The 17,287-nt window shown below is 70.3% G+C and carries 15 protein-coding genes; 11 read left to right on the forward strand and 4 right to left on the reverse strand.

The window, feature by feature from the left end; translation table 11 throughout:
• Positions 1-4 precede the first annotated feature (4 nt).
• Both NR810_RS11745 and NR810_RS11750 read right to left on the reverse strand, forming a co-directional pair.
• The gene (locus tag NR810_RS11745; protein ID WP_257451445.1) at positions 5-853 is read right to left on the reverse strand and encodes a dienelactone hydrolase family protein; all 849 of its coding nucleotides are present in this window, start codon (positions 851-853) and stop codon (positions 5-7) included.
• Positions 854-1,006: 153 nt separating this feature from the next.
• Positions 1,007-1,801, reverse strand: coding sequence for an FKBP-type peptidyl-prolyl cis-trans isomerase (locus NR810_RS11750; protein WP_257451447.1), 795 nt, complete (start codon positions 1,799-1,801; stop codon positions 1,007-1,009).
• Between the two features lie 170 nt (positions 1,802-1,971).
• Here NR810_RS11750 and NR810_RS11755 point away from each other — a divergent pair, with 170 nt between their 5' ends.
• The 3 genes from NR810_RS11755 to NR810_RS11770 are packed head-to-tail and all read left to right on the forward strand — an operon-like array spanning position 1,972 to position 6,584.
• Complete coding sequence (locus NR810_RS11755) at positions 1,972-4,395, forward strand: ATP-binding protein (protein WP_257451449.1); 2,424 nt, start codon at positions 1,972-1,974, stop codon at positions 4,393-4,395.
• Positions 4,396-4,452: 57 nt separating this feature from the next.
• On the forward strand, positions 4,453-6,051 hold the full coding sequence (locus NR810_RS52085; protein WP_306818076.1) for a sensor histidine kinase: 1,599 nt from the start codon (positions 4,453-4,455) through the stop codon (positions 6,049-6,051).
• A gap of 38 nt (positions 6,052-6,089) precedes the next feature.
• On the forward strand, positions 6,090-6,584 hold the full coding sequence (locus NR810_RS11770; protein ID WP_257451451.1) for an SRPBCC family protein: 495 nt from the start codon (positions 6,090-6,092) through the stop codon (positions 6,582-6,584).
• Between the two features lie 27 nt (positions 6,585-6,611).
• Here the strand turns inward: NR810_RS11770 and NR810_RS11775 are convergent, their stop codons facing one another.
• Positions 6,612-7,826 (reverse strand): choice-of-anchor D domain-containing protein, encoded by a 1,215-nt coding sequence (locus NR810_RS11775; RefSeq protein WP_257451454.1) that lies wholly within the window; start codon positions 7,824-7,826, stop codon positions 6,612-6,614.
• A gap of 257 nt (positions 7,827-8,083) precedes the next feature.
• On the opposite strand from NR810_RS11775, the gene NR810_RS11780 reads away from it, so the two are divergent.
• The 6 genes from NR810_RS11780 (at position 8,084) to NR810_RS11805 (ending at position 14,443) form a co-directional block, all read left to right on the forward strand.
• Positions 8,084-8,284 (forward strand): DUF6229 family protein, encoded by a 201-nt coding sequence (locus NR810_RS11780; protein ID WP_257451456.1) that lies wholly within the window; start codon positions 8,084-8,086, stop codon positions 8,282-8,284.
• Between the two features lie 118 nt (positions 8,285-8,402).
• Positions 8,403-11,258, forward strand: coding sequence for a type 2 lanthipeptide synthetase LanM family protein (locus NR810_RS11785; protein WP_257451458.1), 2,856 nt, complete (start codon positions 8,403-8,405; stop codon positions 11,256-11,258).
• A gap of 133 nt (positions 11,259-11,391) precedes the next feature.
• On the forward strand, positions 11,392-12,120 hold the full coding sequence (locus NR810_RS11790) for a hypothetical protein (protein ID WP_257451461.1): 729 nt from the start codon (positions 11,392-11,394) through the stop codon (positions 12,118-12,120).
• Between the two features lie 64 nt (positions 12,121-12,184).
• Positions 12,185-12,697 carry a hypothetical protein gene (locus tag NR810_RS11795; RefSeq protein ID WP_257451464.1) on the forward strand — a complete coding sequence of 171 codons (513 nt, stop codon included), beginning with the start codon at positions 12,185-12,187 and terminating at the stop codon, positions 12,695-12,697.
• Positions 12,694-13,239 (forward strand): hypothetical protein, encoded by a 546-nt coding sequence (locus tag NR810_RS11800; RefSeq protein WP_257451466.1) that lies wholly within the window; start codon positions 12,694-12,696, stop codon positions 13,237-13,239. Before NR810_RS11795 ends, NR810_RS11800 begins: the two co-directional genes overlap by 4 nt.
• 97 nt (positions 13,240-13,336) lie before the next feature.
• On the forward strand, positions 13,337-14,443 hold the full coding sequence (locus NR810_RS11805; protein ID WP_257451468.1) for a hypothetical protein: 1,107 nt from the start codon (positions 13,337-13,339) through the stop codon (positions 14,441-14,443).
• A 13-nt stretch (positions 14,444-14,456) separates the two neighbouring features.
• Here the strand turns inward: NR810_RS11805 and NR810_RS11810 are convergent, their stop codons facing one another.
• Complete coding sequence (locus NR810_RS11810) at positions 14,457-15,278, reverse strand: GNAT family N-acetyltransferase (protein ID WP_257451470.1); 822 nt, start codon at positions 15,276-15,278, stop codon at positions 14,457-14,459.
• An 88-nt stretch (positions 15,279-15,366) separates the two neighbouring features.
• Between NR810_RS11810 and NR810_RS11815 the strand changes: the two genes are divergently transcribed.
• On the forward strand, positions 15,367-16,578 hold the full coding sequence (locus NR810_RS11815; RefSeq protein ID WP_257451472.1) for a tetratricopeptide repeat protein: 1,212 nt from the start codon (positions 15,367-15,369) through the stop codon (positions 16,576-16,578).
• A gap of 76 nt (positions 16,579-16,654) precedes the next feature.
• Positions 16,655-17,284 (forward strand): hypothetical protein, encoded by a 630-nt coding sequence (locus NR810_RS11820; RefSeq protein ID WP_257451475.1) that lies wholly within the window; start codon positions 16,655-16,657, stop codon positions 17,282-17,284.
• The last annotated feature ends 3 nt before the right edge of the window (positions 17,285-17,287 follow it).

Here is a 17,287-nt window from a genome sequence, read left to right on the forward strand (position 1 = left end):
GGGCTCACGGCTTCAGGTGCTCGGCGAGGAAGCCCTTCACCTGCTCCCAGGCGGCGGCCGCGGCCTCGGGGTTGTACCGGTCCGGCGAGGAGGGGTTCGCGAAGGCGTGGGGCGCGTCGTACTTCAGGATGCGGTGGGTCACCCCGGCGTCCGACAGCGCCTTGTCGAACTCCTCCACGAGCTCATTGGGGATGGACGCGTCCTGGGTGCCGAAGACGCCCAGCAGTGGCGCCTTGATGGACTTGAGCTCGTCCACGTTCGTCACCGGGCGCCCGTAGTACATGACGACCGCGCTCAGCTCCGGGATGCTCATGCCCGCCTGGAGCGACCACGCCCCGCCGAAGCACCAGCCCATGACGCCCGTGCGGCTGGACTGTATCCGGCTGTCGGTCATCAGGAACTGGTGCGCCGCCTGGAGGACCTCCCGCGCGCGCTTCGGGTCCACCTGCTTCATCGCGGCCATCGCCTCCTCGCGCGTGGTGAGCACCTTGCCGCCGTACAGGTCCACCGCCAGCGCCGCGTAGCCCTGCGCGGCCAGCCGGTCCGCCCAGTGCATGATGTGCTCGTTGAGTCCCCAGAACTCGTGGATGACGAGCACGCCCGGCACCGGCGCCCGGGCGTTCTCCGGCAGGCTCAGATAGGCCCGCTCGCCCGCCACTTGAATCATCTGCCCCTTGCGAGGCGGCGCGGCCTCGGACTTGAGCTGGTGCAGCTCCTGGAACTGCGTCTCCGTCAGCCCGCCCAGCTCCTCGCGCCGCTCCTCCGAGGCCCCCTTCTCCGCGCCCTGCTTCGTCGCACAACCAGACAGGGCGAGCACCACCACCGCGACTCCCCACATCTTCCGTAGACCCATGATTCCTCCCGTGGGCCCTCGCGTAGCGCGACCCCACCGCCCCTTCCAGGGGCCTTCGCCGTCGAATGGAGGAAAGACGACGGGCCATCCGGCGCTCCGCCCCGGCGGGGGGTGGAACCGGATGGCCCGTGAAGGACGACCTGGCCCGCGGGACTACTTCTTGGCGGGCTGGCCCTGCTGCTGGCCACCCTGCGGCTGACCACCCTGCTGCTGGCCCGGGGCACCCGGAGCGCCCGGAGCGCCTTCGGGCATCGGGGGCGGCTCGTTCTTCTGCACCTCGAGCAGCTCCACCTCGAAGATGAGCGCGGAGCCGCCCGGGATGCCCGGGGTGCCGCGATCGCCGTAGGCGAGGTCGGACGGGCACACCAGCTTGGCCTTGCCGCCGGCCTTCATCTTCTGGAGACCCTCGGTCCAGCACTTGATGACACCGTTGAGCGGGAACTGGGCCGGCTCATTGCGCTTGTACGAGCTGTCGAACTCCTTGCCGTCGGGCAGGGTGCCCCGGTAGTTCACCTTCACCACGTCGGTGGGGCCGGGCTGCGCGCCGGTGCCCTCCTGCAGCGACTTGAAGATGAGGCCCGACTCGGTCTTCGTCGCGCCCTGCTCCTTGGCGGCCTCTTCCAGGAAGGCCTTGGACTTCACCTTCTCCTTCTCCGCGCGGGCGGTGGCGCGCGTGCGAGCCAGCTCGGGCAGCTTCGGCCCGAAGGCCTGGATGTCCACGATGGGCTCCTTGCCCTGCACGGACGCCGTGATGCCCGCCTTCACGTACTCCAGCTCCTCGGGCGTCATGTCGAACACCTGGATCTGCCGGCCCAGGGAGAGTCCGAGCGCGTAGAAGGTCTTCTGCTCGTCCGTCTGCGGGTTGGCTCCGGCACCTTCCTTGGGGCCACCCTGCTGCTGACAGCCCGCCACGGCGAGCATCACCGCCACCACGAGAAACTTCCGCATGTGTCTGTCCTGCCTTTCGATGACCAGGGCAGCGACCGCTGCCCGCGCCGCGCCCTTATACAAAAGAACCGGGCGGCCCGGCGCGTGAGCGGGGTGTCCTTATCTTTTTCCGGAGTCCACCGTCGGCGAGCCCGTCCCCGGCGGGGCGACGACCCGGGAGGCATCCAGGCATGGAGATGGACGTGCGGCGCGTGCTGGACTCCTTGGGGGACCCATTACTGGCGGTGGACCGCTCGGCCTGTATCCTCCACTCCAACGCGGGGTTGAAGGAGCTGCTGGGTTGGTCTCGCCTGGAGCTGATCGGCCGTCCGATCTCCACGGTGATTCCGGCCGGGCTGCCAGGGGTGCCCCGGATGGGCCCGGACGTCCCTCCCTGGAGTCGGAGACCCGCGCCCCCCCCAACCCGCCAGCTCCTGCGGGTGCGCGCCCTGCGGCGCCATGGGGACGTCCGGGAGGTGGAGGTGCGGCTCTCCCCGTGGCCCGGGAGCGGGGCCGAGGGGTTGCTCGTCGTCTCCTTCCACGATCTGGAAGCCCAGGTGGAGTTGGAGCGGCAACTGCGGCTGTGCAAGCGGTTGAACGTGCTGGACGCGGCGCTCACGCAGGTGCTCGCGCTGACATCGGACGAGGAGGAGGCGGCCCATTCCCTCCTCCAGGTCTGCGGGGAGACCGAGGGCTGGGCGATGGGCACCTACTGGCGGCTGGAGCGCGAGGAGGAGGTGCTGGTGCCGGCCACCGTGTGGACGTCGTCCTTCGAGCTGGCCAACTTCGCGAATGTCACCCTGCGGCGCACCTTCGCGCCCCCCGAGGGACTGCCGGGCCAGACGTGGTCCCGCCGGGAGCCGGTGTGGGTCCAGGACGTGACCCTGGAGGCGAGCTTCCTCCGCGCGGACGTGGCGGCGAAGCAAGGCCTGCGCGGAGGACTCTTCGCCCCAGTGGTGGGCAGCGGCCGGGTGTACGGGGTGCTGGAGCTGTTCAGCCACGAGCCCCGGCAGAACCAGCTGGAGGACGAAGCCATCGCGACCACGCTCGGCCAACGGTTCGGGCAGTTCCTGGATCAGCACGACCTGAGCGAGGCGGAGCTGACGCGCGCGAGCACCTCGTGGCGCATCTGGGACTCGGACCTGATGGGGTTGTTCGTCAGCAACAGCCATGGCCGGCTGCTGGACGCCAACGCCACCCTGCTGCGGATGCTGGGCTACTCGCGCAGGGACCTGAGAGAAGAGCGCCTCACGTGGACCGTCCTGACGCCGCCGAGCCAACGCCTCACCCTGGAGGGGGCCCTGCGGCGGCTGCGCTCCGAGGGTGTCTTCCACTCCATGGAGGGGGAGCTGCTGCGCAAGGATGGCGGCGGCGTGCCGGTGCTGCTGGGCTCGGCGAACCTGGACGAGGGCCGCGTGGCGACGTTCGTGGTGGACCTGTCGGACTGGAAGCGGGCGGAGAGCGGTTCGCACGCCCAGGTGCAGACCCGGCTCCAGTCCCTCATCTCCCACGCCCCCGTGGTGCTCTTCGCGCTGGACCGCGATGGGGTCTTCACCCTCTCCGAGGGTCAGGCGCTCGGGGCCCTGGGATGGAAGCCCGGGCAGGTGGTGGGCATGTCCGTGTTCGAGGTCTACCGCGCCGAGCCGGCCGTGCTGACCCACGTGCGGCGGGCGCTCTCCGGGGAGGACTTCTTCTCGGTGGAGATGCTGACCTCCGGGCTGCTGTACGAGACGCACTGGACGCCGCTGAGGGATCCGGACGGACGGCTGGCGGGCACCCTGGGGCTGGCGGTGGACGTCTCCCAGCGGGAGCGCGAGGCACGCTGGCGGGCGCAGCTGCTCGCGGAGGCGGAGGAGGCGCGCCTGGCGGCGGAGCGCGCGGTGAGGGTGCGCGACGACTTCCTGAGCGTCGCCTCGCACGAGCTGAAGACGCCGCTCACCTCCTTGAGCCTGCAACTGCACGCGCTGCTGAAGCGGGCGCGGCAGACCCAGCGGCCGGAGGACACCGAGCAGGTGGAGCGGCTGGAGAAGGCCCAGCGGCACCTCCAGAAGCTGGCGCGGATGATGGACGACCTGCTGGACGCCTCACGGGTGGCGGAGGGGCAGCTGCGGCTGGACCTGGGCGATGTGGACCTGGTGCGGCTGGTGCGCGAGGCCTTGGAGCGCTTCCAGGAGGAGGCGCAGCGGACGGGAACACACCTGGAGCTGAGGGGAGATGACGCGGTGGTGGGCCGGTGGGACCGCGCGCGGCTGGAGCAGGTGGTCACCAACCTGGTGTCCAACGCGTTGAAGTACGGGGCGGGGTCACCGGTGGAGCTCCACGTGCGCTCCAGTGGGACCCTGGCGCTGCTGGAGGTGACGGACCACGGCATCGGCATCTCGCCGGAAGACCTGGCGCGCATCTTCGAGAAGTTCGAGCGCGCAGTGCCAGTGCGAAAGTACGGTGGGTTTGGATTGGGGCTCTACATCGTGCGCCAGTTGGTGGAGGCGATGGGGGGAGCGGTGGACGCGGAGAGCACTCCCGGAAAGGGCACCACCTTCCACATCGCGCTGCCGCTGGCGGGGCCCGGCACACATCCGATGCCCCCCGCGCCCACGCAGACGGGCCTGCATTGAGCCGCGAGCCGGAAGAACGGGTAGCATGGTGGCGGTACACCAGGGTTCGGAGGAATCTTGCAAGCAGCGCAAGCGCCACGCACCAGCGTGCTGCTGGTGGATGACCAGCCCTCGGATCTCCTCGCGCTCGAGCGCCATCTGAGTCCCTTCGAGCTGCACCTGGTGACGGCCCGCTCCGGAGAGGAGGCGCTCGACCGCGTCAAGGACGAGGACTTCGCCCTGGTGCTCATGGACGTGAGGATGCCGGGCCTGGATGGCCTGGAGACGGCGCGGCTCTTGCGCGAGCACGAGCCGAAGCGGCGGAGCGTACCGCTCATCTTCCTCACGGGCGCCTCGCGCGAGGAGATGTCCGTCGCGCACGGGTATTCGACGGGAGCGGTGGACTGGCTGCGCAAGCCGGTGGAGCCGGAGACGCTGCGCGCCAAGGTGCGCGTCTTCGTGGACCTGCACCGCGAGCGCGAGGCGCTGCGGCGCCAGCAGGCCGAGCTGCACGAGCGGGAGCGGGAGATGCTCGAGGAGTCGCGCCGGCGGGCGGAGGAGGCGCTGCGCGAGAGCCAGCGCACCCTGTCGACGCTGATGGACAACCTGCCCGGCATGGTCTTCCGCCGCCATCCGGACCAGACGTTCGCGCTCGTCAGCGAGGGATGCCTGTGGCTCACCGGGTATTCCGCCCCCGAGTTCGTCCAGGGCACCCTCCGCTGGACGGACCTGCTGCACCCGGAGGACCTCGGCCGGGTGGAGCTGGCGGCGGCGGAGGCCTTCGCGGCCGGGCGGCAGCTGACGGTGACGTACCGCATCCAGACGCGGGAGGGGGGCGTGAAGTGGGTGTGGGAGCGCGCGGTGGGCGTCTACCATCCCGAGGGGACGCTGCGCTTCATCGAGGGCTTCGCCGCGGACATCTCGGAGCGCAAGGCGGCGGAGGTGGAGCGCGAGCGGCTGGTGACGGAGCTGCGCGAGGCGGTGCGCCTGCGCGAGGAGTTCCTCTCCGTGGCCAGCCACGAGATGAGGACGCCCCTCACGCCGCTGGCGCTGCGGTTGCAGCTGCTACAGCAGGCGATGAAGGAGAAGGGCCCGGGACTGGAGCCCCTGAACAGGCACGTGGAGGCGGCGCGCGGACAGGTGCGGCGGCTGACTTCACTGGCGGACAGCCTGCTGGACGCCACGCGCATCTCCAGCGGACGGCTCACGCTGCGGCTCGAGGAGGACGTCGACCTGGCGGCGCTCGTGAGGAACGTGGCCACCGACTTCGAGACGCAGGCGGCGCGGGTGGACTGCCCGTTGGTGGTGGAGGCCGCTGGCCGCATCCCGGGCCGCTGGGACGTGCTGAGGCTGGAGCAGGTGGTGACGAACCTGCTGTCCAACGCGCTCAAGTTCGGGGCGGGCCGGGCCGTGCACCTGCGCGTGGAGGAGCGGGAGGGGTGGGCGCGGCTGACGGTGCGCGACGAGGGCATCGGCATGGACGAGAGCGTGCGCACGCGCGTCTTCGGTCGCTTCGAGCGGGGCGTGTCGGAGCGGCACTACGGAGGCCTGGGCCTGGGGCTCTACATCACCCGGGAGGTGGTGGAGACGCTGGGGGGCCGCATCCACGTGGAGAGCGAGCCGGGACGAGGCGCCACCTTCACCGTCGAGCTGCCGTGCACGCCGCCGCTGCAGTAGGCGCGGGAGTCCCACGAGCGATTGGAGAGGAGCACGGAATGACGCAGACCGGAATCGGAGTGGGGGTGGCGAGGACGGAGGTGGAGGTGACGGTGGGAGCGCCGAGGGAGCGGGTGTGGAGGGCGCTGGTGGAGGAGACGGGCCGGTGGTGGCCGCGGGAGTTCTACGTGGGCCGGGAGCCGAAGGGCTTCGTCATCGAAGCGCGCCCGGGAGGGCGGGTGTACGAGGATTGGGGCAACGAGGCGGGGGCGCTCTGGTACACGGTACTGGTGGTGGAGCCACCGGGGGTGCTGGAGCTGGCGGGGCACCTGACGCCGGCGTTCGGAGGGCCGGCGACGACGACGGCGCGCCTGACGTTGAAGGAGGAGGGAGAGCGGACGGTGGTGCGGGTGGAGGACGCGATCTTCGGCCGGGTGGACGAGCACACGGTCCCGAGGCTGCGGGAAGGCTGGCGTGCGCTGCTCGGAAGTGGAGGGCTCAAGACCTACGTGGAGACCCCCACCCCCTCTCCCTCTGGGAGAGGGCCGGGGTGAGGGTCTCTCGTTCCCCGGGTCCTCAGCTCACGGGTCCACACCTGTACCTGAGAGGTTCAAGCCCGCGGACCGCGTGCCCCCCGTGCCATTGAGGAAGTTGAGGGAGAGCGCGAAGTGTCTCGGGCCCAGGGTGGTCGGAGCGAACGTCACGACCAGCGTGCAGCTCGCACCGCTCTGGAGCGAGGTGTCACAGGTGCCGCCCGTACCGGGATACGCTCCGCCCTTGAAGGAGAAGGGCTCCGCGCGGAAGTCCGACCGCAGCTGGGTGGCGGCCGTGCCACCCACGTTGGTGACCGTGAAGGTGTGCTCCACGACCGTTCCGACGGTGACGGCGCCGAAGTCGAACGGATCCGCGTCCGAGAAGCGGAGATACGCGGAGGACACGGCCGAACCGCTGAGGACGAGTGGAAGGCTCCGGAAGGAGACGCCGTCCTCATAGGAGATGGACAGCGTGGTCCTCGCCTCACCCACGTCGAAGGGACTGAAGCCCAGGACGAGGGTGCAGCTCTCTCCAGCCGCGAGGGTGATCCAGCACGTGCCCTCCGTTCCGGGCTGGTAGCCCCCCTTGAAGGAGAAGGGCTGCGGGGGGTTGCGCGCCGAGAGCTGGTGCGCGTCCACGTCGCCGATGTTCGTCAGGGTCACGGTGCGCCAGGAAGTCGAGGACGAGAGCACGACCACGCTCCCGAAGTCCACGCTCGCGGGCTCGACGCGCACGAGCGCGGGGGCGAGCCCCTTGCCCGCCAGGGTCCGGGCGATGACAGCGTCCACGGGCCCATTGCCGAAGTGGACCGTGAGCGTCCCATTCACGGCGCCACGCGCGGTGGGAGCGAAGGCCACCGCGACCTGGCACGAGGCCCCGGCGGCGAGCTCGCTCCCGCACGTGCCTCCGGCGCCCGGGAAGGTGCCGCCCGCGAACGCGAAGGAGGAACCCGCCAGCGTCACCTCCAACTGCGTCGCGGTGTCCGTGCCGCGGTTGCGCAGGACGAAGCGATGCTCGGCCGTGGTCCCGATGAGGGTCGAACCGTAGTCGAAACCAGCGGCGTTGGAGACCTCGAGCGCCGCCAGCCCCGACGAGGTGCCCGCGTCCCCGCCCGTGCCCGAGCCCGCATCCGCGAGCACACCCGAGTTCTCGCCGTCACCCTTGTCGAGCCCGGTGTCGGACCCTGACTGCGTTCCGCCGCACCCGGCGCTCGCCACGGCGCACACCAGACCCAGAACCAATCGTTTGAAAAACACACCCATGTCTCTTGTTTCCCCTCTTTTATTACCCCCCGGGCCCCTGGCCCATGCGGGGACGCGCGTTCTACCCGACCTCGCCGCGCCAGGTGAAAACCAATCGAAGCCGCATGAGCGCCGTGACGCACCACGGCGGGGAGGGCGCGATTTGCGGTTTGAACCTTGAGTATGTTTCAATTCACATCACGTCGGGGCATGCCTGCGCTCACGTGGGCGGCTCTCGACGCATGACGTGCTTCTCACGCTGCAATGGAGAGTCCCCCATGAAGATGACTGATGCCCATGTCGAGGAGATTCTGTCGGGTTGGCTGTCGGGTTCCGAGACGTCGCTCGGAATGGTCAACCCCGCGGGCCCGCTGTACGTGGGCGGTTCGGCCACCGAGAGCGCGCTGACGGACGCATCTGACGCGCTGCTCACCGGCTGCAGCTCGTGCACCGGCTCGCGCAACAGCTACTGCTGCTGATCCGCGGTTGAAGTGACGTCGTCGAGAGCCCCGCGGCACCCGGCGCTGCGCCGGATGTGCCGTGGGGTGCTCTCCGCGCGGCGAGAAGCCCCTTCGGACAAGTCACGAGGAACAGACAATGGCTGAGAGCCCCGAGTCGGAATGGCTCGTGCGCCCGGTAGTCGCGCTGATTCAACCGTTCCTGGGGAAGCTCACCGAGCGATTCGGCCAGTTGAAGGGCCTGGGTGAAGCCGAGCATGCCCTGCTGCTCGAGGCCGCCCGGACGCACCTGCGCAATGGAGCCCAGGCCCGGGTCAGCCGGGTGTTGCTGTTGGAGCTGCACGCCGCCTCCCTGACGGGGAAGCTCGACGCGGCGGATGAGACGCAGCGGTGGGAGCAGTTCATCGCCCTGGCCTGCACGGAGCCGTTCAGCGAGCACCTGCGCCGCCGCTACCCCACGCTGCACGAGCGGCTCGCCACCTTCTGCCAGCTCCAGATGGACGCGGTGCTCACCCTGGTGGAGCGCTTCATCGCGGATCGGGAGGCACTTGGCACGTTGCCGGGCGGTCCCGGGGGCGAGCTGCGCGCCATCTCCCTGGGCGCCGGGGACTCCCACCGGGGCGGCCACACCGTGGCGCGCCTGGATTTCGAGCGGGGCTCGGTGATGTACAAGCCGAGGGACGTCCAGGTGGACATCGCCCTGGAGGCGTTCCTGGAGCGCGTGCTGGCGGACCGTCCACCCCAGGAGCGGATCCGCGTGCCCAAGGTGCTCGCGCGCGAGGGCTACGGCTGGGCGGAGTTCGTCGAACATCGCTACTGCGAGGGCGAGGCCGAGTTCATCTGCTTCTACCGGAACCTCGGTCACTGGCTCGCGGTGATGCGCCTGGTGGGTGGCACGGACCTGCACTCGGAGAACCTCGTCGCACAGGGCCCGGTGCCCGTGGTGGTGGACGTCGAGAGCCTGTTCGCTCCGGACACACCGGCCAGCCCCTCCGGGCGGGGCCAGGCGGTGGACATCGCCGCGGAGACCATCCGCACCACCGTGCTGCGCACGGGCCTGCTGCCGCTGCGCGCCACCGGCCTCGCCCTGGCCGGCGTGGACATCTCGGCGGCGGGGGCACTGCCGGGACAGCAGCCAAAGATTCCCACGCCCACCATCATCGGGGGCGGCACGGACTCCGCGCGTCTGGGAATGACCGTGATGGAGCTTCCTCCCACGAAGAACCATCCCAGTCCCAAGCCGGTCCTCTTCCAGTATTGGGATCAGATCGTCACCGGCTTCCGCGACCTCACCGCTCGCTTCCGGGAGCTGGACGCGGCGCGGGACATCACAGGACTGCTCCGACACTTCTCCGGCTGCGAGGTGCGGCGGATCCTCCGGCCGACCCAGGCGTACGCGGAGATCGGCCGGATGCTGTGGCATCCCGCATCGATGCATGACGCGCCCAAGGCGCTCGCACGCGCCCGGGACGTGCTGCGCCGCAACGCCGAGGCCTCACCGGGTGCGCCGACCGACCCCGCCGTCATCGACCGGGAGATCGACGACCTGCTCGTGGGGGATGTGCCCGTCTTCACCGTCCGGGTGGATGACGCGCTCATCGAGAAGATCGTCGCCGGGTGGCGTTCGGCCGACCTCGCCCTGGAGGAGATGACCATCCAGGGGGCACTCGTCAGCGCCTATCTCAACGACCGGGTGCTCCCGCCCCGCATGCAGGATCCGCTGAAGCAACCACGCGGGGAGCGGCTGGACGCCCGCCGCAGGACCCTGGCCGCCGCGATGGTGCGGCAGATGCTCGATGCGGGCATCCGGGGCTCGGACGGCACCGTCACGTGGATCAGCCCGGTGCTCACCGAGGTGGGCTGGGTCATCCGCCCGCTGACCGCCGACGTCTACAGCGGACAGGGCGGAGTCGCGCTCGCGCTCGCCGAGTACCTGCACGAGATGAAGCAGGGACGGGTCGAGGAGGTGGAGGGCCTTGCGGCGGCGGTGAGGGGAACGCTGGAGGTGCTCCGGGCGACCGAGGAGAAGGTACCCACCCAGCACATCGGCGCCTTCCTGGGCGTGGCGTCGCAGGTGTGGACCTGGAGCTCGCTGCACGACCTGATGGGCGAGCCGTGGATGCTGGAGCGCGCCCGCGCCCGGGCCGAGGTGCTCGAGAAGCGGATGGACGAGGAGGACCGGCTGCTGGAGGTGCTCGGAGGAGCGGCCGGCGTCATCGTGCCGATGCTCAACCTGTCCGAGCAGACGGGGGAGGCGCGGTGGCTGGAGCTGGCCGCCCGGGCGGGCCGGAAGTTGGAGGACACGGCGACGCGCGACGCGATGGGAGCTCGGTGGTCCACCTCGATGTTCCCCGAGGCGATCGGAGGCTTCGCGCACGGCGCGACGGGAATCGGCTGGGCCCTGGCGCGGCTGGGGCTGAGCGCCGCCGGGACGGAGGCGGACCGCCGGCGGTGGCTGGAGCTGGCCGACCAGGCCTTCGCCTTCGAGGAGTCGCTGTACCGCCCGGAGAAGGGAGTCTGGGCGGACGTGCGGCGCGGCAGTGCCGTCGAGTACGTCAACGCGTGGTGCCACGGGAGTACGGGCATCGGGCTGGCGGCGTGCGACCTCTATGTCCGCACTGGAGAGACACGGCACCTGGACGTGGCCCGGAGGGCCCGGGCCGCGGGCCTGAACGAGGGCTTCGGCTGGAGCCACACGCTCTGCCACGGTGACCTGGGCTTGTGGGAGCTGCTGGACACCGAGCGGAGCATCGACCCGGAGTCCACGGGTCCCGACCGGGAGTGGATGGACACGCAGCTCCTGTCCAGCCTGGAGGAACGGGGGCCGGTGGGCGGACTGGCGCGGGAGGCGTTCTCTCCGGGATTGATGCCGGGACTCGGCGGTGTCATCCACCTGCTGCTCCGGATGCACCCCGAGCAGTCCCTGGCCACGCCGCTGCTGCTCGGCAGGTACGGACAATCGCTCCGGCAGGTGCGCGCCGCGCGCGAGCGGTAACCAGGCGACCGAGCCCCTCCCTGGCGCCTCGGGCCCCATGGCATCCCATGGCCCGAGTGCCCACCGTGCCCCGAGTGGGTACCGCGTGTCGCGCACGAGGCCTCCCCGGGAGGCCTCCACGGTGGAGGGGACGATGAAGGCACGGGGTGGAGTCGGTGCGCTGCTGCTTCTCGCGGGGCTGGTAGCGGGAGCGGAAGCAAGGGCCGAGGAGAAACAGGGCCACGGCTGGGACATCACGGTGGAAGCCAACACGGACTTCCCGCTGTCGGTGGGCGGCCGGGTAGGAGTCGAATCACCGTGGCGGCTGCGCCTGTCGACGTCCCTGGGCTATCTGCCAGCGGCGTATGTGCGAGCGGTGAACGACGTAGCGGTGGAGCTGGGCGCCTACGAGCGGGACCGCGCGACACTCATCGAGGAGGCGCTGCAAAGCTCCCTGGTGTGGAGGACACACGTGGGTTGGCGGCCCTTCCCGAGCGCGGGCTTCTACGTGGAGGGTGGCTACGGGCTGGTGGCGCTCGGCGGCGAGACGAACCCGGAGGATGTGCTGGTGGCGCTGACGGGCGTGGAACCACCGGTGGGCGAGTCCGTGCTCAACCGGGAGTACCGCGTGCGCTCCGTGCTGCACATGGTGGACGTGGAGCTGGGCTGGCGGTGGGGACTGGGCTCGGGCTGGACGATGCGCACGGCGCTGGGCGCGGCCTTCACACTCGACTCCAACAGCCGCGTGGAGCCCCAGTTCGAGCCGAGTCAGCCGCTGCTCGTCACCGCCTTCTCCCGCTTCGCCGAGGGCTACCTGGACAGGACCTTCGAGGAGTACGTGCACTTCCCCGTGCTCTCCCTGTCCCTCGGCTACGCCTTTTGACACCCCATATCCATTCGTGGCCCAATCAGGCTCAAACCTGATTGGCTTCAATGGGGGGTGGACCGTGAGCATCTGGAAGCTCCTACTCAGCGGGTGTGCGCTGCTGTGCACCATCGGCTGTGGCCATGGAGAAGCCGCGCGACGGGAGGAGCCCGGAGAAGGCCTGCGGGTGGCGTGTGCCCAGGGAATCGAAGGGGCATGCGGGGCTGAGGAGCTCGAGGAGGTCACGCGCACCAAGGGAGGCACGATCTCGGCACGTATCTGGGCGCTCATTGCCCAGGGCGAGTTCGCGCAAGCGGAGGCGCTGATCGCCGAGTCGGCGGCGGTGGGGATCATCGAGCAGCAGCAGGCGGCGCGAATGATGGAACGCATCGCGCTGCTCAGCACGCGATTGGGACAGATCCCCGCCACTCTGCAACGAGTACGCGACTTCCCGTCACAACTGCGCGACCACACCCTCTTCCAGATCAAACAGATGTTGGAGCGCAAGGACTTCACCCTGGCGACACAGTCGCGGCTGAAGCTGGCCGAGAAGCTCATCGAGCAGCAGGACCGGTTGATGGAGAAGGTGCAATGACGAAGAGGACCTTGCACCCGGGAGTGGAAGAGCTGGCGGAGCGGCTCCGGGAGGCGCGGCGTGCGGGCGCACCGGGAGACGCGAAGCGGCTGCGGCTGCACCGAGAGCTGGCGTCGGAGCACCCCACGTACACGCCCAACCTGTTGGAGCTCGCGAGACAGTTGCAGGTAGCGGACGAGCCTGGCCGGGACGCGGAGGAGACCTTCGAGGAGGCGCAGAGGTTGCTGGAGGAGGCGGTGGTGGGGTCGGAGCGGAGCGCACCGGCGGTGGTGGAGCTGGGGTACTTCCTGGACACGGTGCGCAACGCTCCGGAGAAGGCGCTGCCGCTATACGAGGAGGGCGCGGCGAAGGCGCTGGAGACCCTGGAGGACGCGTGGGCGGGGCTGCTGCGCGGCTGGGTGCACGAGAGGACGAAGGAGTCGCTGGAGAAGGCGCTGAGGCTGAGCGAGCAGGCGGAGAAACTCTTCCCGAGCTCGGGCCGGATCCAGGGAGTGGTGCAAGACGCGAGACGAGCCGCGGCCCTGGAGGGCCTGCTGAAATAACAACCCCTCTCCCTCTGGGAGAGGGACGGGGTGAGGGTATACGCCCCCCCGGGTTGCCACCGTTCGCCCCCCACTCGCCTAAACTGTGGGGCACCCCATGAGCGACCTGCGCCGAGCGAACCGTGAAGACAACGCCCGACTGCTCGATCTCTTCGGCTCGGTGCCGATGCAGGGCGAACTGGTCCTGACGACGCAGCGCTCGCCGGACTTCTTCAGCCTCTACGACATGCAACGGGGAGACACGGAGCTCTGGGTGCACGAGGTGGAGGACGGGCTGGATGGGATGGGCACCATCCTGGTGAGGGACGGCTGGCTGGAGGGCCGGCCGTGCCGGGTGGGGTACCTGGGGGATCTGCGCACGCGCTTCTCCGCGAGACGCAGCCGGAGCGTGGCGCGCTTCTACGGGCCGGTGCTGGAGGAAACGGCGGAGCGGCTGGGGGTGGAGGCCTTCCTCACCTCGGTGATGGCGAGCAACGCCGCGGCCCTGCAGGCACTCGTGAAGCGCAAGGCGAACCGGGTGAACCAGCCGCACTACACGCTGCTGCGCCGCTTCTCCGCGGTGTCCGTGCACTTCACCCGCCGCCGGAAACCGGGCCGTGGCCCCATCCACGTGCGGCGCGCCACACCGGGGGACGTGCCGGCCATGAGCGCGCTGTTGGACGCGGACCACCGGGCACGCCCCTTCGGCTACCGCTACGACCAGGGGGAGCTGCAACACCGGCTGGAGCGCTGGCCGGGGCTGAGCGTGGAGGGCAGCTACCTGGCCTTCGACAGAAGCGGAAAGCTGGTGGGGTGCACCTCGGTATGGGACCCGGAGGCGGTGAAGCGCTACCGGGTGCTGGCGTACCGGGGCTCGATGCAGTGGGTGAAGTGGGGCTACGACGCCATGGCCACGGTGCTGCGCGCGCCGCGGTTGCCGGAGCCGGGACACGACTTCCGCTACTTCTACCTGTGCAACACCAGCATCACGGGGGAGGACCCGGCCATCCTGCGCGCCCTGGTGGAGCACGTGTACGCGGACCACCACGGCAAGGGGTACCACTTCTTCTCGCTGTACATGGATCAGGACGACCCGCACGAGGGGGCGCTGAAGGGCTTCTTCCAGCGCAGGCTGGACTTCCACCTCTACGCGGTGACGCCCGCGGGCCTCGCGCGCGAGCACTTCCCCGAGGGGCGCACCGGCTTCGAGATGGCGCTGGCCTGAAGCCCGCTCGCGCTCAGCCCCAGCCCCACGGAGAGAGCTGCCGCACCATGACGAGCTTCGGGTACGCGCAGCGGAAGCCCGCCCGCTCGTAGTTGCGCTGCGAGGCCGTCAGGGGCTCCGTCGAGGCGGTCACCACGTCGCAGCCCCGCTCCGCCGCCCAGGCCATCCGCGCGTGGATGAGCGCGAGTTGGAGCCTCCGCCCCCGGAACGCCGGCACCACACCATCCGCCGACAGCAGGGCCACGCCGCCCGTCGCGGAGACCACGCCCACGCCCCGGGCCTCTCCCTCCTGGAGCGCCAGGAAGCAGGTGTTCCCCTCGGTGCGGAAGATGCCCAGCCCTCCGGCCAGCTCCACCTCGGACGCCGTGGGCCGCCCCACGAAGCAGAGGAAGAAGAGCTCGGACCAGAGCCGCTCCTCGCCGGGGCGCACGGGGCGGACCTCGACGCCCGGAACGGGCGGTGGCACGGGCACCGGAGACCGCCACCACACCTGGAGGAAGCGCTCCACCCGGTAGCCGCGCGCGGCCAGCTTCGCCGAGAGCGAGGGCTCGCAGAACGGATTCAGCTCGATGCGGACGGCGCCGCCCCCCGCGCCCAGGTGGGACTCGATGCGCTCGAGGTCCTCCATTCCCACCAATCCCTCGAGCCCCACGCCAATGGCCACCGAGTAGGGCGAGCGCGGCCCGAGGAAGATGGCGCGCCCTCCCGCGACCCGGAGTGCGGGCTTGCCCTGCCGCGAGGGGAACGGCGTCCGATCGACCTGCTCCGCCTGGGCGTTCTCGATGCGCAGCGCCAGAAGGCGGGGATCCAGGTGGGGAAGAGAAACGGCTGTCATGCGTGCCTCCGGGCCCGAGTTTGAAGGGGAGCGGCCAGCCGGTCGAGCACGCTTGCGAGGTATACGTCGTCCACTCCATGCTTCGTGGATGAAAAGACTCCGACTCCTGGGAGTCCTGGGAACGGGACTCCTCCTCGGCACCGGCTGCGCCACCCGCCACGCCTCCACGGCACCGGCCAGCGCTCCGGCGGACACCGACGAGGCGCGGCTGGAGCGGGCGGCCCTGGGGCTTCGAGGACCGGAGCGCGAGGCCTCGCTCGCGGACCTGGAGAAGCTCTCGCGCCAGCTGGAGGCCCGCGTCGGGAAGAGCCCCCAGGATGCCCGGCTCCATGCACTGCTGGCGCGGGTGGAGTTCCTCCTCCACAGGGGAGACTGGGGCCTCGAGGAGGCCGAGCGGGCCCTGGCGCTCGCGCCGGAGCTCGCCGAGCCGCACTACATCAAGGCCTTCCTGCGCGGCGGAGGGGACCAGCCCGAGGCCGCGCTCGCCGACGCCCTCCGGGCCACCGAGCTGGAGCCCCAGCGGAGCCGGTACTGGCATCTGCTGGGCACGCTGTACCTGCAGCTCGATCGGCCGGCGGAGGCGCGGACGGCCATCGACCGGACACTCGCGCTGGAGCCGCGCAACGCGCAGGCGCTCTTCCTCCTGGGCCTGCTGCACATGGACCAGGGCAAGCCCCAGGAGGCGCTGGAGGCCTACGAGAAGGCGCGCGAGGCCGAGCCGGGCTTCACCCTGGCGCACTACAACGCCGGACAGCTGCGGCAGCTGCGCGGCGAGTCCGCGCTGGCGCTGGAGTGCTTCCAGAAGGCGGCGGACCTGGAGCCCCAGGACTGGAAGACGCGCGCCAAGCTGGTGCAGCTGCACCAGGCGCTCGGGAACAAGAAGCAGCGGGACACCGAGCGCGAGGCGGTGCTGCTGCTGCACCAGGCGGGCAAGGTGGACAAGGACTACTTCATCCGCGACCAGTTCCAGGAGTCGGGCCGCAACGTCATGGTGGTGGAGAACTTCGAGCTGGTGGGCGACTGGGCCAAGCGCTACGAGTTCCAGGTGTACGAGCCGGACAAGGAGCAGCCCGCGTTCGTCGTGTCCCTGGGCTCCTATGCCTTCGCCAACGCGTTCGTGCGGGAGAAGAACCCCTCGGCGCCGCGCGTGTTCCACCTGGACGGCTACTACCCGGGCAACGTGCACAAGACGTTCGGCTTCTTCGAGAGCGAACCCTCCTACGACGAGACGCGGGAGATGCTCGTCTCCATCCTGCGGGGCGAGCTGAAGCCCCAGTCCTCCACGAACCCCAGGCAGTGACGGACAGTGCGGAGACCCGGGATGGGGTGCGGCCCGGGGACCGGTCGGCTAGGCTGCGCGCCCCAGGAGATGACTCATGTGGGCTCGCGCATTCTTCGATGACGCCGCCAAGGCGAAGGCCGCTGACGAGGTGAAGGCCATCGAGGCCCGGACCGCCGCAGAGGTGGTGGTGTCGGTGCACCGCACCTCCGGCCAGTACCGGCACACGGACTACCTCGTGGGCTTCGGGCTGGGGCTGGTGACGCTGGTGGCCATGCTCTACCTGCCGCAGGAATTCCCCCTCGAGTTCTTCCCCATCGACGTCGCGCTGTCCTTCGCGGTGGGGGCGACGGTGAGCGCGGCCCTGCCCAACGTGCGCCGGTGGCTCACCTCGCGGAAGCTGCTGGAGGAGAACGTGCGCAAGGCGGCGCGGGCGGCCTTCGTGGAGCTCGGCATCTCGCGCACCACGGGGCGCACGGGCATCCTCGTGTTCGTCTCCACCTTCGAGCGGCGCGTGGAGGTGGTGCCCGACATCGGAGTGGACATCGCCGCGCTGGGCCAGGAGTGGGAGGAGGCGCTGGCGAAGCTGTCGGCCGCCGTGGCCGCCTCCGAGTCCCCCGAGCCCTTCTTCGAGGCGCTGCGGCTGCTGGCGCCCCCGTTGGAGCGGGTGCTGCCGCGCTCCGCCGATGACGTCAACGAGCTTCCCGACGCTCCCCACGCCGCGTGAGAC

Source organism: Archangium lipolyticum (assembly GCF_024623785.1).
GTDB classification, from domain to species: domain Bacteria; phylum Myxococcota; class Myxococcia; order Myxococcales; family Myxococcaceae; genus Archangium; species Archangium lipolyticum.